We start from the raw sequence: 13,498 nt of genomic DNA on the forward strand, positions 1-13,498 counted from the left end.
TATGATTACGTAGGATGTCGTTTGACTAACAGCCGCACCAGTGATACATCATCGATTTTGTTAAAGTGCGATCGCGTCTCAGTCAGCAATTCAAAAAAACATCTATCGCAATCATTTTCCAAATGGCTATTACAATCTTTTTTACAACCCAGTAAAGTTGTAACCTACTCCGATCATCAGCCCGACATCCGTTTCATCTAAAAATGCCGCATTCACGCCTGCTGTTGCCGTGAGGTTAGTATTTAAAGGAACATCTACGCCACCAGATAAAAGCAGGCCAACGTCTGCATCATCACTAGTTTCAATCGCTATGCCAGCCCCAACGTATGGTGCTATAGCGAATGTATCTTCAAAAGCATCTGCTGTCCGAAAGTTAAAGTCATAGGTGAGAGGAAGCAAAATAACGGGGTCGTCCTCAATGGCCACAGATGGACGTACAGATAAGGTACGCGTCAGCCCAATTTTGCTGATTACCATAAAGCTACCTTCACCTATAGCTGAATCACCGCCTAAACCAATGTTGCCAGCAACTCCAATATAGCTGGAGCCACCACGGGTAGTTCGACCTGGAGCAACATCTACTTGCGCCACCTCAGCAGAAGTTTTAGAAGCAGGTTGTGTTGCTTGGGGAATCAAATCGGCTGCTGTTGTTGAAATTTTACCGGGAGTCGATGTCGATACAGTTTGTGCTTGAGCAGATAATCCACTTCCAAGCATTGTGATTGTGGAGAAAATAAACAACGCAGAAAATCGTTGTAACCATGTACTATTCATTTTTCAAATTTCCAAATAATTTTGCATGAAGGAATCAGGCATTGAAAAGCAATCTAATATGCAACCAAATTGCTGTTACTTTCCTAACTGATTCAAGCTGATGTCAGCCAACTTTATTAACTGTATGGATAACACCAGTTCTCGCTTGAATTACACTTTTGAAGTTATCTATGAAAAGTGGAAAACTTGTGGATTTGAGCAATATTTACAAAATTGCTCAGAGTTTACCAGACATTTTACCCAGGCTGGCAACAACGGCAATTAATTCAGCTGCTCTAACTGGTTTCGCAACATGTAGCTGAAACCCTGCTGCTAATGCCTCCTTGTAATCTTCTACCCTGGCATATCCCGTCAGTGCAAGAGCAGGAATTCGCCCGCCTTGTTCTGCTTCAATTTCTCTGATTTTACGCATCAGCGCGTAGCCATCCTCGTCTGGCATCCCAATGTCGCTGATTAACACATCTGGATGTAATTCTTCTAGTGCTTTAAGTGCCTGTCTTGTGGAGCTAAAAGTACTAACTTTCGCTCCACACTCTTCGAGTACTGCGGTAATCCACTGCCGCACATCCGCCTCGTCATCTACAACCAGCACTTGCAAGTTGGTTAAGAGGTTGGGGGATGAGGGGGATGAGGGAGATGGGGGAGATGAGGCGGAAAGACTTTCTTCTCTGCTTTCTTCTAAAATGGGCAACTTGACTGTAAATGTTGCACCTTGCCCTATTCCTTGGCTTTGGGCTTGGATTGTGCCACCATGTAGTTCTACCACATGACGGGCGATCGCTAGCCCTAAACCTAATCCTTTATCTGACCGAGTATGACTGCTATCTGCTTGGCAAAAGCGCTCAAATACATGAGGTAGAAAGTCAGCACTGATACCTTTACCCGTATCACTTACTTGAATTTGAACATAGCTAGGAATTGAGGGTTGGGAAAACTCTTCCCCACTCCCTACTCCCGTTCGGCTACGCTCACGGCAAGCCCACTCCCTACTCCCTATTTCCTTTGACAACCGCACCTTAATTCGTCCATCATTGGGTGTAAATTTAATTGCATTGGTGAGTAGATTTAACACAACTTGTTGCAAGCGATCTGAATCACCCGAAATTTTTTCTATTGAAGTATCAAGTATAGTTTCAATTTGAATACTCTTAGCATCTGCCAGTGATTGTACAACCTCGATCGCGTCTGTAATTACTCCTACTAAATCTACCAAATCAATAGAGAGTGAAAGTTCTCCTCTAACAATCCGCGAAATATCAAGTAAGTCTTCAATAAGTTGCATTTGCAAATTAGCATTGCGTTCGATTATCTCCAATGCAAGAGTTACTTTAGCTTCATCTAGCGCACCCGTTTGCAACATTCCCGCCCAACCGATAATTGCAGTCATGGGGGTACGTAATTCATGAGAAACTATTGCTAAAAATTCGTCTTTGGAACGGTTTGCGGCTTCTGCTGCACTTTGTGCCGCTTCGCTAACGGCACGTGCAGCTTGTTCTCGTAGCAACAGTTGTTCTTTTTCTTCTTCAACTTGTTTGCGCTCAGTAATATCTTGCATAATTTTAGAGAATCCGCGCAGATTTCCATTTTCATCTCGTAAAGGTGTGATTACACAATGCGCCCAGAAAAATGTACCATCCTTACGGAGATGCCAACGATTTTCTTTAAAAAAACCTTCAGTTACGGCTTTTGTTAATACTTGTTGTGGTTGTCCACGCTCAATTGCTTCTGGTGAAAAAATTCGCTCAAAAGGTTGACCAATAATTTCTGCTTCTTGATAGCCTAAAATACGTTCGGCTCCAATATTCCAACTGGTAAAGTTACCGTTTGGATCTAACATAAAAATTGCGTAATTAGTTACTCCTTCTATTAGCAATCGATAACGTTCTTCGCTTTGGCGCAGACTGTCTTGAATTTGACGTAAACACTCGTAATTATCCTGGGCGGCTCGCGCGTTTTTTTGAGCTTGCGATCGCGCCTGGCGCAGTGCGGAGTTAAGTAAGCTAATCAACAATGCTACTAACACAAACTGAAGCAACCCCACCGCACTGAACCCACTAACAGCCAGAGAATAAAAAGGGGGCAAGAGGAAGTAGGCGCAGACTATAGCAGACAAAAAAGTTGCCAACAGCCCTGGGTTTAAGCCACCATACCAGGAACTAACCATGACAGCAGCTAAAAACAGTGGGTAAATAGAATTCAGCCTGTGTAGCTGCCATAGAAGCAGTGTCAACAGTAAAGCTAGTAAAACCGTTAAGAATGCAATGCTGTAGCGTTGTAGTTGCGAGAATCGCCGTTCCCGGAGCGTTCCGTAGGGAAGGCGGGGCAAAGCCCATCGTGTCAATCTCCACATTTTCTATTACTTTTGGTCTATTACTTCTGGTTATGCCATCTGTTTATTAAACTTCTACTCTAGTTTTCCACTTTCAAGTTTTACCATTAAAAATTAATCTTAAGAGGATGGTAGTTTTAAACAATGCCCCTCATTACATTGGAAGAATTAAAGCACTAAGTAATAATAATTTAAAACAGGAAGATGATAACGATGACCTCTAAGCAAATCTTAGTTATTGATGATGATGATGACATCCGTCAATTGATTCAGACTTGTCTAGAAATAATGGGGGGCTGGGAGGTGTTGACTGCTACTTCAGGTAATCAAGGATTATCCTTAGCTCAGTCATCTCAACCCGATGCCATACTTTTGGACGTAATGATGCCTGACATGGATGGTTTGACAACTTTTCAAAAACTACAGGCTAATCAAACAACTAAACATATACCTGTAATTTTGCTTACAGCTAGAGGACGCAGTAATAACGAACATCTATTCAGTAATCTAGGTATCAAAGGCATAATTAGTAAACCATTTAATCCTCAGAAACTAGCTGTTCAAGTAGCAGCAGCCTTGAGCTAAAGTATATTACAAAATCTGGTGTTTCCAGTTTAGCTATTCCTAAATTATTGATGGGAATTTAGGTGACAGAGATAGGATTACTGTAGTCTCTCCACTTTAGGATAGATTTGCTTAAAAAAAAGTCTATCTATAGTTTTGGTAGTCTCTTTCTTAAGTCGTAGTTTTTTCCGAAAATACATATCCTCCACTAGTTTTCCACTTTTACTCTCTAAATTTATAACTAAATCAATAAATATTAGTTCTGAAGTCAAGATAAATTCTTTTCAGTAAAGCAACTAATACTTCAAGAAGTAAATACATTAATTGGTGAGGTGAGTTTTATCATATAGATTGAAATCAAACTCTAATTTACTAGATTTACTTAAAATATCTACTTAGGGAGTAAAGTATATATGATAAATAATTTAGAATCACTTTCACATCCACCAAGCAAACAAAAATTTGCTGCTACATTGCGTTTAGTAAGTCGAATTAGTTTCTGGGTGCAATTAGTACTTGGTGGTATTTCTGGCATTGCTGTATTGTTGGCGTGTTTTAGCCGTAACGTTACGACAAGCAGTTCAGGTATAGGCTTTGGCATATTTTTGGCTATTGTTGGTATTTTATTGCTGTGCTTTCGAGTCTATTGGGCTTTCCGTTATCGAAAAATGGCTAAACTTTTACAAACGCCAAATTCTGACAACCATCCCAAGAAGGAAGACGTAATTCAAAATTTGCGAATCGGATTGCTCGTGAGTTTGCTAGGGTTATTAATAGCTTTCATTGCTTCGGAAGTGACCGTTATAATCGTATTGAGTAAAGCAGTAGCACAACCTCAAGGTGTCGCATTGTATCAACCAGAAAATGTAATTCGTTCCTTAGATATTTTTGTAATTTTAGCAAATATTAATGTGATTGGCGCTCACTTTTTTGGAGGGATTACTTCTCTTGGTCTACTCTATTGGTTAGAAGAGTAATAGGTGCAGTATTGATTTGATTTTGCTAGCTATTACTATAGAAGTACTAACCTATATCTAAAGTATTATTTGCTAAATGTATTACAATTCTGCTCTACTTTTCCACCATTGAGATATAACCTAAAAATACAGACTGTCTGTTTTCATTCTCCTCTTTGGTTGAGCTGCTCAACTTTCCCTAAGCCTAAAAGATTATTGCAAAAATAGTAAAAGGCTAACTAAAAGTATTCTCTAATTTTTCACTAGATGTCATTATTTGAATTTTCAAATAACAAGCAAAAATGAAGCCGTCAGGAGGTAGTCATGTACAAGTTAAATCATTCTTCTTTAAAAGAAGTTGGATTGCTAGGAACAATGTTTGGAACTTTGTTAGTCGGGTTCTCTGCAATTACTCAATCAGCAGTAGCACAGCCGCGAATTTCCCAACTTAATCCTTGTCCTAGAATTTTCTACGAAGAACCACACAATAATCGAGTTATGGTTCCAGCAGGATGTCCACCAAATGCTGCAACTTTAAGATTGGGAGGACAACAAGGAACTACTGGTTCCCAGAGTATTATGGTTCCTGCATATCCTATGAATGGAAGACGCACAAATGTTAATGTTATACAACCACCTGCTCCAGAAAGTCGGCAAAGTGCGATCGCAAATATCACACCAACAGCAGGTACAGTCGATGTGAAATTGAAAAATAACACTAACGCTGGTATTTCTTATCAAGCAATTGGTCAGACCCAACCTCGATATCTTGCAGGTGGACAAGAATTTGTCTTACGAAACTTACCAACACCCATCAGTATTACCTTAGTACGTCAAGATGGTGGACTGCTTAAAGTTATGCCCACATCTACCTCTGAAGGGACACTCGCAGTCTCGTTAGATGAAACAACCAATTTCGATGACAATCAAGGTGTATTGAGAATTCAAAAAGATGGTCAAGTCTTTTTGAATTAATATCACCGCAAAAATGTTGAACGCCTTAAAACGCTCATTACAACAAATCGAAAGTTTTATGGTCGTTCAATAATATCAGGTTCAGTTAAAAAATTATCACTAAGACTGATGTAAAAGCTTTTGAATAATAAGTCATGATCTGAACTTGATATCTAGTCAACCCAAACGGAAATTTTGAAATGATCAACTTTATGCAAACTAAATGGAGTTCTAAAGGAACAATTGCTCTAGCAATATCTGCAATGCTGCTTGGAAGTTGTACCAACAACTTAGATCAACAAGCCGGAGTACCAGAAACTAATGTGACTACAGAAGAAGTCGCAGACAATGCAAACGAACTCATTGGTAAAACTGTAACAATTAGAAGTACACCCGTCAGAAAATTGGGGCCGTCAACTTTCACAATTGCCGATAAGCAATTTTTTAGCGCTCAACCAATTTTAGTTGTAAATGCTTCGGGCAAAACTTTCACCCTGCCTACTGACTCAAATACACCAATTCAAGCGACAGGCCCAGTTCGTAACTTTGTGATTGCAGATATTAATCGAGATTACAACTTGGGCTTAGATCCAAACTTGTACAAAGAGTACGAAACCCAACCCGCAATTATTGCTCAATCGCTTGCACTTGCTCCTAAACCAGGTGAACTTACCACAAACCCCAGCCTATACTACGGCAAAAACATAGCCGTAACAGGTGAAGTGGAAAAATATCAGAAATGCCAATTCCTTCACCTTAGACGAAGACAAATTATTTGGTGGGCAAGACTTGTTAGTGATCCGTGCTGGTACTCCAAAAGGAGTTGTCAATGAAGGTGAGAAAGTTGCAGTCACAGGTGTGTTACGTCCGTTTGTTTTAGCTGAACTAGAACGAGACTATGACCTGCAATGGGATTTAACTTTACAAAAGCAGCTAGAAGTAGAATACAGCAATAAACCTGTATTCGTTGCAACAGAGGTATATCCCTCAGCAATTCCACAATAAAATATTCTACAGCATTGTCTATCAGGAAAATTTTTCATAAATAGCCTCAAGATAAATAAGAATAAAGGTAATGAGTGACAATTCTCAAAGGGGAAATTTCTTACAGGCGTTAGGTCAAGCAGGGGTATTAGTTTTCCTGGTAGCGATCGCTCTGATAGTTAGAAGTTGTAGCTTTTTTGACGAAAAGGCAACTATCACTAACACATCTGAAATTACTGAGAACACTGACGAATTTATGGGTAACTCTGTAACAATTAAAAGCAGAGTAATTCAGAAAGTTGGTTCGAGTTCATTTACGGTTAGTGATGCACGCTTCTTTCGTGGTGAACCTCTTGTAGTTGTTAATGCTTCAGGTGTGCCTTTTAATCTGCCATCTGACCAAAATATCAAAATTCAAGTTACTGGTCAGGTTCGTAATTTAGTAATTCCCAAGATTGAGCAAGAGTTTAATCTCAATATGCAGGATGAATATTACAAAGATTACATCAATAAACCTGCAATCATTGCTCGATACCTTGTATTAGCGCCTGAACCTGGCCAAATAACACAACGTCCCGAACAATATTATCGTCGTCAAGTTGCAGTTACGGGGGAAGTGGACAATATCCGCAGTCCGGTTTTACTGACGCTAGATGAAAACCAATTGTTTGGTGGGCAAGATTTGTTAGTTTTATTAAAAGCACCGCCCAAAGTAGCAATAAATCAGGATCAGACAGTATCGATAACAGGTGAAGTTCGTCCTTTTGTAATTGCTGAAATTGAGAAAGAATACAATTTTACCTGGGATCTAAATGTAAAAAGAGAGTTAGAGGCTGAGTATAGCAACAGACCTGTTTTAGTTGCTGAAACTATATATCATCCTTCTTAGGAATTCTCAGTTTGTCATAGCTGTCTTAAATGCTGTAATTTCTGTGAGGTTTTATGGATATCCTCAACAAAGCATTTCTCAACCTACGAACAATTAAACTTCGACGGTTTTTAGGATCGCTGCGTGTAAAGTTGCACCTCTACGGGTTTGAACCGCAACAAGTCTCGGTGGACGGTAATGAAGTTTTTAATTAGGGACAATGCTTGGATATAGAGAAGTTTGAGCAAGTTCTCTGGCTGGGAATGTTCACCAATTTTGAACATCGTAGTTAACTTGAATCAGCTTATGTCAAATTCTTTCTCTTTTATTTATCGCCGCTGGTTGTATTTATTTCTCTCAGTTTTAGTAGCGATTGGTATTGGTGTGGGTTCTCCTCAAAGAAGCCAAGCAATTTCATTGTTTGACCTCTTGAATCAAGGAATCCAAATATTTCAGCTATCCACTATTTCTGATCGAGAAGAAGTCCAACTAGGCAAGCAGATTAATCAACAGTTAGTTAATAGTGAAATTCAGCTTTATCGCAATCAAAATGTGAATCGCTATGTCAACCAAGTTGGTCAACAATTGGCAGCAAATAGCACTCGCCCTGATATTCCTTATACATTTCAGGTAGTTCAGGATGAGAGTGTAAATGCCTTTGCCACGATGGGAGGCTATGTTTATGTCACTACCGGATTGCTAAAAGCCGCAGATAATGAAGCTCAATTAGCCAGCGTTATCGCTCACGAAATTGGTCATATTGCTAGTCGGCATTCAATAGAACAGATGCGACAAAGAGCGATCGCTCGTGGTTTTGCTACAGTAGCCGGATTAGAGCGTAGTACAGCAGTTCAGATTGGTGTGGATTTGGCATTACGGCGTCCCAATAGTCGCCAAGATGAATTTGAAGCCGATCAAAGAGGACTGAGGACTTTAGGACGTGCTGGTTATGCTCAGTCTGCCATGATTGCTTTTATGCAAAAGTCACTCCAACAGCGATCGCTGCCGACGTTTTTGAGTACTCATCCCGCAACAAGCGATCGCATTACCGCCTTAAGAAGTGATATTAATTCTCAAAAAGCTTATAGAGGTGGCGGTTTAAACAATGCTGCTTATGAGGCAAAAATTCGACCTTTAAGTTAGTTAATCATAAGATTAAACAGTTTTTACAGGAGGAAAAAACATGGCTTTGTACAAACTTGACGAATACAATCCCAACTACAACGATGAAATTTTTAATGGTAATGACATTAAAAATTTTGATGTTTACGCCGATGATGACAGGGTTGGCTCTGTTGTCAACATATTAGTTGATGAAAATGATGGACGTTTCCGTTATTTCATCATTGATACAGGCTTTTGGATTTTCGGTAAACAAGTATTGCTCCCGGTGGGTTTAGCTAGTCTTGACTATGAGAAGAAACATCTTTTTGTTCCTAAACTGACCAAAGAGCAAGTAAAAAATCTACCTGAATTTAGCGAAGATTTAGCAATCGATAATGATTATGAAGAGAAAGTTAGAGGGGTTTACCGACCTTTAGTGCCATCAGTAATGCCGGGTATGTTAGGTATTCCTGCTCTTTATAATTACACGCTAGAGCCTTACTTTTACGAACTGAACGATCCCAACTTCAGAACCTATGAAGAAAACCTGAGAAATGGGAGAAATCCAAACAGAGCAAAAATTTGATCAGAGGATGATAAATTTATGAATACTCGATTTATGCGCTCAATAATTTTACCATTGGGCTTAATTTCTGCATTGTTTTTGGGGATGTTACCCTTTAGTTTTGCACCTGCTAAGGCGCAGACAACCTCAATTACAGGTAGGCTTTCAAAATACTCTCCTGTGAGAGCTCCTTTTCTTACGCCTGGATCTCGCGGACAGCCTGTGAGAGATGTGCAAGCTGTCCTGAAATATTTAGGATTTTATAACGGAGCTATTGATGGTATTTATGGCCCTAGAACTGCTACAGCAGTAGCTACCTTTCAGCGATCGCAAAGATTGGTTGGTGATGGTAGGGTAGGAGCGCTGACGTGGCAAGCTTTACGCAGTAGTATACCACCCGTGCGTCGTCGTGCTTTCTAACAAATCAAAATGTTACCCAAGGAACTGCAACCATCAAAAATAATCTTTGGTGGAACAGCGATCGCTGGCATATTTTTTGGTGTATTTCCAATTATTTATCCGTTGCAACTGCTTGGTATAATTGGCTCAAGCGGCGCTTCAGGTTAATAAATATAGTGTAGAGAGCAGTTTCATCTTTCTGAATTCTAAATAGTTGCTATGCCGTATGACACTACCCAATCCACCCTTAGAACCAATTAAACAACCAGGTAAAGAAATAACTTCTCTCCCTTGGTTTGAGCGACTAGCACGATTAGGATACGCAGCAAAAGGTGTTGTTTACTTTATTATTGGTTTATTAGCAACTCAAGCAGCCATTGGTTCTGGTGGTAAAACCACAAATACAACTGGTGCGTTAAAGGCAATTGTTGTCCAACCTTTTGGAAAATTTTTGCTAGGTATCGTTACCCTCGGAATTATTGGGTACGTACTTTGGCGTTTAGTTCAGACGTTTTTTGATCCTGAAAAAAGTGGAAAACCAATTAATGTTAAACGAATTGCCCAACGCATTGGTTATGCTATCAGTGCTTTAGGTTATACAGGTTTGGCTTTGACATCTGTAAAGCTGATTATGGGTTCAGTCGTTGGCGATAGCGATTCAACTGAGGATTGGACAATATATATCTTGGCTCAACCCCTTGGGCGATGGCTAGTAGCACTGGCAGGGATGATGGTAGTTAGTGTTGGTCTTTCTTACCTTTACAGCGCTTCCCGCTATTATGCAATACAGCTTTTCTTATTGCCTCTCTCCTAACATAGCTTTTAGCTTTGAGGATGTACCTCATAGCTGCCGGAAGTGCTGTATAAAGCGTACAAAGGCAAATTCTGTTACCATTTAAAACTTTCTCAAATGAGTCTAACTGAGCAAAATTGGGTCAGTGCGTATGGGTAGATTTGGCATTGCTGCCCGTGGCATTGTTTTTGGCATTATCGGCATTTTCTTGATGCTGGCGGCAATTCAATCTGATGGCACTCAGGCTAGAGGGTTGGGTGGTGCATTAGCAGTTCTGACACAACACCCCTTTGGTCTTTGGCTTCTGGGTATAGTGGGTTTGGGTTTGATTGCTTATGGCATCTATTCAGGAATAGAGGCTCGCTATCGGCATATTGCTAATTTATAATTTTTAACGCAATCGCTAATTTTTGCTGCATTTGTAAAGCTGGTTATTTTGCCATTAATTGCTCAACTTTATAACTAATTATCCTGGTCAGTTTAGTATTTTATCCAAAGTTACCAATATTTTTGCAAAAATACCATAGTTGAGAACCTACTGCTGCTGCTAATATTAACAGCAATGAACCTAAAGTAGTCCAAATCAGTGATATTTCTGGAGTTAAGTGAAATACATAAATTGGCTCATTACGAGTTGCTGTATTCATAATTATTGCTAATTATTAACCCTTTTTTTTCAGATTAATAGTATTTAGTGTTTATTTCATCATTCTGTAGGTTTACCTAGCTTCAAAATCCTTATTTGAACGCTTCTTGTAGCTGTTCAGATGTCAAAGATTTTATTAAACTTAACGGTAGTGGTTGCTGACTAATTGTATTAACGTAATCTGGACTCAAGTAGGGAAGGTAACTTGACTGTTGGGCAACATACGTTTCAAAAAATGGAACACTCAAAGCTTTAACATAACGACGTGCCAAGGCTGGACTTGAACCGATTACCTGTGTAGGAACGGGTACGGCGGCATTTGGTGATTCTGCAATAGTAGAAAAGTGTGTGCCGCCATTGATGAGTGCTAAATACTTGTTTGGAGTTGTTAGCCAAGTAAAAGGCTTAATTTGCTCTGTTAAAGCTGGAGCAACAGTATCAGAACTACCAGATACAATCATCACCGGAATTTTGATTTGGCTGAGGCTAGCTTGACCAAAAATACTGCTAACAACTGGATCAATAGCAATTGCTGCTTTTATCCTGGGGTCAGATAAGTTGTATTGAGCTTTTGGTAAATTGACCGCCAAACATTGAAGTAGAAGCGAAACATTTAACGTGTTTTCCAAAGCTGGACAGTCGGCTTTCAGTTGCTCAAAATTAATCTTTGCACCCGCCAATGCTAATGCCGTATATCCACCAAATGATTGTCCTACTACACCAACTTGTTCTAAATTTAAACGTCCCCTAAATGTTGAATTAGACTTTGATAAACCAGTGAGTTCATCTAGTAAGAATTTAATATCTAAAGGTCTGTCAATTAGTTCTCTAGGATTGGTAACTCTATCTGCTATACCTGCTAATAATGCTTGTATTTGTTGTGAATTACTGCCAGGATGTTCTGGAACAGCAACCACAAAACCATAAGAAGCCAGATGTTCAGCTAGATACGCAAAACTTGTTCTGTCGGAACCAAGCCCGTGCGAAATGACAATTATTGGACGAGGAGTTTGAGCAATTGGAAGATAAATATCAGCAGGAAAAGTCCGATTACGCGATAGGTCATTAAGTGTGATAGTTTGCTTGAAGAAACGAAAACTTCCGTTTTTTCCTAAATCCATCAATGGAACAGTATTAAGTGTAGAAACTGTAATTACCTCTTGTTGGGATTGTTGGTTAACTAGTGCTAGCTGCATTTTGAGTTTGATTGACTAAATTTTTGTAATGCCTCTGCAATTGCCAAACTCTGGTTCAAGTTAATTGAAATTGCACTTGCTGGAAACTTGCTTAATACATTTAAAAGCGTAAAATCTTTTTGATCTGCGGCTGACAAATCAGTGCTGCACGAATTGCATAAAACCCTGATAAGTTAGATTCTGTCTGAATAACTTTCCCTAAGTTTTGTAATAATCGTTCGCCAATGGGCGTATAAAGGAACTGTGAAACTTCTACTTGATTTAGGGGAATGCGAGTTAGCAAAACTTTCCGCAGTTGAGCTAGTTGGTTTTTGTCTAGATACTTTCTATATGCAGCTAAATTATTGTCCACTTTGCCTGTTCTAGCATAGGTTTCGAGTGAACTAATTGGGATAGACCTTTCTAAAACACCGTAATTAAATCTTATCCGCTCTGCACCTAAAGCCTGATTTGCAGTTAATGTAGGTAGCAACCCTATACTAAAAATTCTCAAAGCCAATTTCAGCCAAACAGTTTGTTTCTTTATAGGTTTAGTCATTATATATCACTTGAAACACTACATTAAGCAACGCTAAAATTAGCGGATAATAAAATTTGAAAGAGATTAATATCTCTTTCAACTAAACAAGCATGACCGCTATGGGGTAAAGTTATTACCTGAGAATTAGAAAAAATATTATTTAAACGTTTAACCTCTGCTTCTGAAGGCAAAAGTCGGTCATTTTTACTAGCAATTAGTAAGACAGGTTGAGTAATTTGAGATAATTTATTTTCATCAATATTAAATTCTCTCATCAGAGATAGTCGTTGATTAGCAGTTTCTTTTGGTGCAGAACTGGTAGATTTTGAAAGAGCAATGCTAGCAGCAGGCGAAATTTGACTTAAATTAGCTAGAAAAGGCAAAGATAAAAACGAAGAAATTTTATAAAAGAATTGAGGTGTGTAAGGAAACAAAAGTGAACCTAAATTTAGCCAAGGGACTCGATGAAATGAAGAAGCAGAATTAATTAAAATAATCTTGGTAAATAGTTGAGGATATTTTTCTAATATTTTGAGCGCCAAACAACCACCGAATGATTCACCGCAAAGATAAACAGGCGAACGCGGTACTTTTTCTAGTTCTATCTTGGTTAAAGATACTACTTGTTCTGTCATTTGATCCCAACTTGTTAGCTCATCAGGAGGAATTACAAAGCAACGTACATCAAAAGCAGCTTCTAAACCTGCTGTTTGAATATACATCAATTCCTTTCCAGTCTCATCCATTCCAGGTAGAAATACTAAAAGTGGATAATTAGGGTTAGAAAACTGGGTAGTTAAAAAATAAGGCTGACTACGAATTTTAGATGGCATGATTAAACTAATA

Annotated in this window: 15 protein-coding genes and 2 pseudogenes; 12 read left to right on the top strand and 5 right to left on the bottom strand. The window is 39.1% G+C overall.

All coding sequences use genetic code 11. The features are described 5' to 3' along the window. Window positions 1–141: 141 nt before the first annotated feature. Both ANSO36C_RS01065 and ANSO36C_RS01070 read right to left on the bottom strand, forming a co-directional pair. Window positions 142–774, bottom strand: a complete 633-nt coding sequence (locus ANSO36C_RS01065) for a hypothetical protein (RefSeq protein WP_251957994.1) — start codon at window positions 772–774, stop codon at window positions 142–144. Between the two features lie 217 nt (window positions 775–991). Next, window positions 992–3,124, bottom strand: a complete 2,133-nt coding sequence (locus ANSO36C_RS01070; protein ID WP_251957995.1) for an ATP-binding response regulator — start codon at window positions 3,122–3,124, stop codon at window positions 992–994. A 192-nt stretch (window positions 3,125–3,316) separates the two neighbouring features. On the opposite strand from ANSO36C_RS01070, the gene ANSO36C_RS01075 reads away from it, so the two are divergent. The 12 genes and pseudogenes from ANSO36C_RS01075 (at window position 3,317) to ANSO36C_RS01130 (ending at window position 10,678) form a co-directional block, all read left to right on the top strand. Continuing rightward, a complete protein-coding gene (locus ANSO36C_RS01075; RefSeq protein WP_251957996.1) occupies window positions 3,317–3,688 on the top strand; it encodes a response regulator in 372 nt (123 codons plus the stop codon). 392 nt (window positions 3,689–4,080) lie between these two features. Then, window positions 4,081–4,644 carry a DUF3611 family protein gene (locus ANSO36C_RS01080; protein WP_251957997.1) on the top strand — a complete coding sequence of 188 codons (564 nt, stop codon included), beginning with the start codon at window positions 4,081–4,083 and terminating at the stop codon, window positions 4,642–4,644. Window positions 4,645–4,947: 303 nt separating this feature from the next. After that, on the top strand, window positions 4,948–5,598 hold the full coding sequence (locus ANSO36C_RS01085; protein WP_251957998.1) for a hypothetical protein: 651 nt from the start codon (window positions 4,948–4,950) through the stop codon (window positions 5,596–5,598). A 179-nt stretch (window positions 5,599–5,777) separates the two neighbouring features. Further along, window positions 5,778–6,582 (top strand): annotated as a pseudogene (locus ANSO36C_RS01090) (hypothetical protein). Window positions 6,583–6,652: 70 nt separating this feature from the next. Continuing rightward, the gene (locus tag ANSO36C_RS01095) at window positions 6,653–7,450 is read left to right on the top strand and encodes a hypothetical protein (RefSeq protein WP_251957999.1); all 798 of its coding nucleotides are present in this window, start codon (window positions 6,653–6,655) and stop codon (window positions 7,448–7,450) included. 53 nt (window positions 7,451–7,503) lie between these two features. Then, complete coding sequence (locus tag ANSO36C_RS01100; protein ID WP_251958000.1) at window positions 7,504–7,644, top strand: hypothetical protein; 141 nt, start codon at window positions 7,504–7,506, stop codon at window positions 7,642–7,644. A gap of 91 nt (window positions 7,645–7,735) precedes the next feature. Further along, window positions 7,736–8,572, top strand: coding sequence for a M48 family metallopeptidase (locus tag ANSO36C_RS01105; protein WP_251958001.1), 837 nt, complete (start codon window positions 7,736–7,738; stop codon window positions 8,570–8,572). A gap of 40 nt (window positions 8,573–8,612) precedes the next feature. Further along, the gene (locus tag ANSO36C_RS01110) at window positions 8,613–9,119 is read left to right on the top strand and encodes a PRC-barrel domain-containing protein (RefSeq protein ID WP_251958002.1); all 507 of its coding nucleotides are present in this window, start codon (window positions 8,613–8,615) and stop codon (window positions 9,117–9,119) included. Window positions 9,120–9,137: 18 nt separating this feature from the next. Further along, window positions 9,138–9,518 (top strand): peptidoglycan-binding domain-containing protein, encoded by a 381-nt coding sequence (locus tag ANSO36C_RS01115; protein WP_251958003.1) that lies wholly within the window; start codon window positions 9,138–9,140, stop codon window positions 9,516–9,518. A 9-nt stretch (window positions 9,519–9,527) separates the two neighbouring features. Beyond that, window positions 9,528–9,665 (top strand): hypothetical protein, encoded by a 138-nt coding sequence (locus ANSO36C_RS01120; protein WP_251958004.1) that lies wholly within the window; start codon window positions 9,528–9,530, stop codon window positions 9,663–9,665. A gap of 58 nt (window positions 9,666–9,723) precedes the next feature. Beyond that, window positions 9,724–10,311, top strand: a complete 588-nt coding sequence (locus tag ANSO36C_RS01125; RefSeq protein ID WP_251958005.1) for a DUF1206 domain-containing protein — start codon at window positions 9,724–9,726, stop codon at window positions 10,309–10,311. Between the two features lie 130 nt (window positions 10,312–10,441). After that, window positions 10,442–10,678 (top strand): DUF1206 domain-containing protein, encoded by a 237-nt coding sequence (locus ANSO36C_RS01130; protein ID WP_251958006.1) that lies wholly within the window; start codon window positions 10,442–10,444, stop codon window positions 10,676–10,678. Window positions 10,679–10,778: 100 nt separating this feature from the next. Here ANSO36C_RS01130 and ANSO36C_RS01135 read toward each other — a convergent pair whose 3' ends face one another. From ANSO36C_RS01135 to ANSO36C_RS01150, 3 genes and pseudogenes are all read right to left on the bottom strand, one after another. Continuing rightward, window positions 10,779–10,937: a hypothetical protein gene (locus ANSO36C_RS01135; protein ID WP_251958007.1), complete on the bottom strand. Its 159-nt coding sequence runs from the start codon at window positions 10,935–10,937 to the stop codon at window positions 10,779–10,781. A gap of 91 nt (window positions 10,938–11,028) precedes the next feature. After that, a pseudogene (locus ANSO36C_RS01140) lies at window positions 11,029–12,670 on the bottom strand (alpha/beta hydrolase). 23 nt (window positions 12,671–12,693) lie between these two features. Next, on the bottom strand, window positions 12,694–13,485 hold the full coding sequence (locus tag ANSO36C_RS01150) for an alpha/beta fold hydrolase (RefSeq protein ID WP_251958010.1): 792 nt from the start codon (window positions 13,483–13,485) through the stop codon (window positions 12,694–12,696). Between the last annotated feature and the right edge of the window lie 13 nt (window positions 13,486–13,498).

Source organism: Nostoc cf. commune SO-36, from assembly GCF_023734775.1.
Taxonomy (GTDB): domain Bacteria; phylum Cyanobacteriota; class Cyanobacteriia; order Cyanobacteriales; family Nostocaceae; genus Nostoc; species Nostoc commune_A.

What these genes read in the sequence shown, in the direction of transcription:
- ANSO36C_RS01095 (WP_251957999.1), top strand. Translation starts at nt 6,653, where the DNA reads ATGAGTGACAATTCTCAAAGGGGAAATTTCTTACAGGCGTTAGGTCAA.
- ANSO36C_RS01070 (WP_251957995.1), bottom strand. Translation starts at nt 3,124, where the DNA reads ATGTGGAGATTGACACGATGGGCTTTGCCCCGCCTTCCCTACGGAACG.
- ANSO36C_RS01110 (WP_251958002.1), top strand. Translation starts at nt 8,613, where the DNA reads ATGGCTTTGTACAAACTTGACGAATACAATCCCAACTACAACGATGAA.
- ANSO36C_RS01085 (WP_251957998.1), top strand. Translation starts at nt 4,948, where the DNA reads ATGTACAAGTTAAATCATTCTTCTTTAAAAGAAGTTGGATTGCTAGGA.
- ANSO36C_RS01100 (WP_251958000.1), top strand. Translation starts at nt 7,504, where the DNA reads ATGGATATCCTCAACAAAGCATTTCTCAACCTACGAACAATTAAACTT.
- ANSO36C_RS01075 (WP_251957996.1), top strand. Translation starts at nt 3,317, where the DNA reads ATGACCTCTAAGCAAATCTTAGTTATTGATGATGATGATGACATCCGT.
- ANSO36C_RS01150 (WP_251958010.1), bottom strand. Translation starts at nt 13,485, where the DNA reads ATGCCATCTAAAATTCGTAGTCAGCCTTATTTTTTAACTACCCAGTTT.
- ANSO36C_RS01115 (WP_251958003.1), top strand. Translation starts at nt 9,138, where the DNA reads ATGAATACTCGATTTATGCGCTCAATAATTTTACCATTGGGCTTAATT.
- ANSO36C_RS01130 (WP_251958006.1), top strand. Translation starts at nt 10,442, where the DNA reads ATGGGTAGATTTGGCATTGCTGCCCGTGGCATTGTTTTTGGCATTATC.
- ANSO36C_RS01120 (WP_251958004.1), top strand. Translation starts at nt 9,528, where the DNA reads ATGTTACCCAAGGAACTGCAACCATCAAAAATAATCTTTGGTGGAACA.
- ANSO36C_RS01135 (WP_251958007.1), bottom strand. Translation starts at nt 10,937, where the DNA reads ATGAATACAGCAACTCGTAATGAGCCAATTTATGTATTTCACTTAACT.
- ANSO36C_RS01080 (WP_251957997.1), top strand. Translation starts at nt 4,081, where the DNA reads ATGATAAATAATTTAGAATCACTTTCACATCCACCAAGCAAACAAAAA.
- ANSO36C_RS01065 (WP_251957994.1), bottom strand. Translation starts at nt 774, where the DNA reads ATGAATAGTACATGGTTACAACGATTTTCTGCGTTGTTTATTTTCTCC.
- ANSO36C_RS01105 (WP_251958001.1), top strand. Translation starts at nt 7,736, where the DNA reads ATGTCAAATTCTTTCTCTTTTATTTATCGCCGCTGGTTGTATTTATTT.
- ANSO36C_RS01125 (WP_251958005.1), top strand. Translation starts at nt 9,724, where the DNA reads ATGACACTACCCAATCCACCCTTAGAACCAATTAAACAACCAGGTAAA.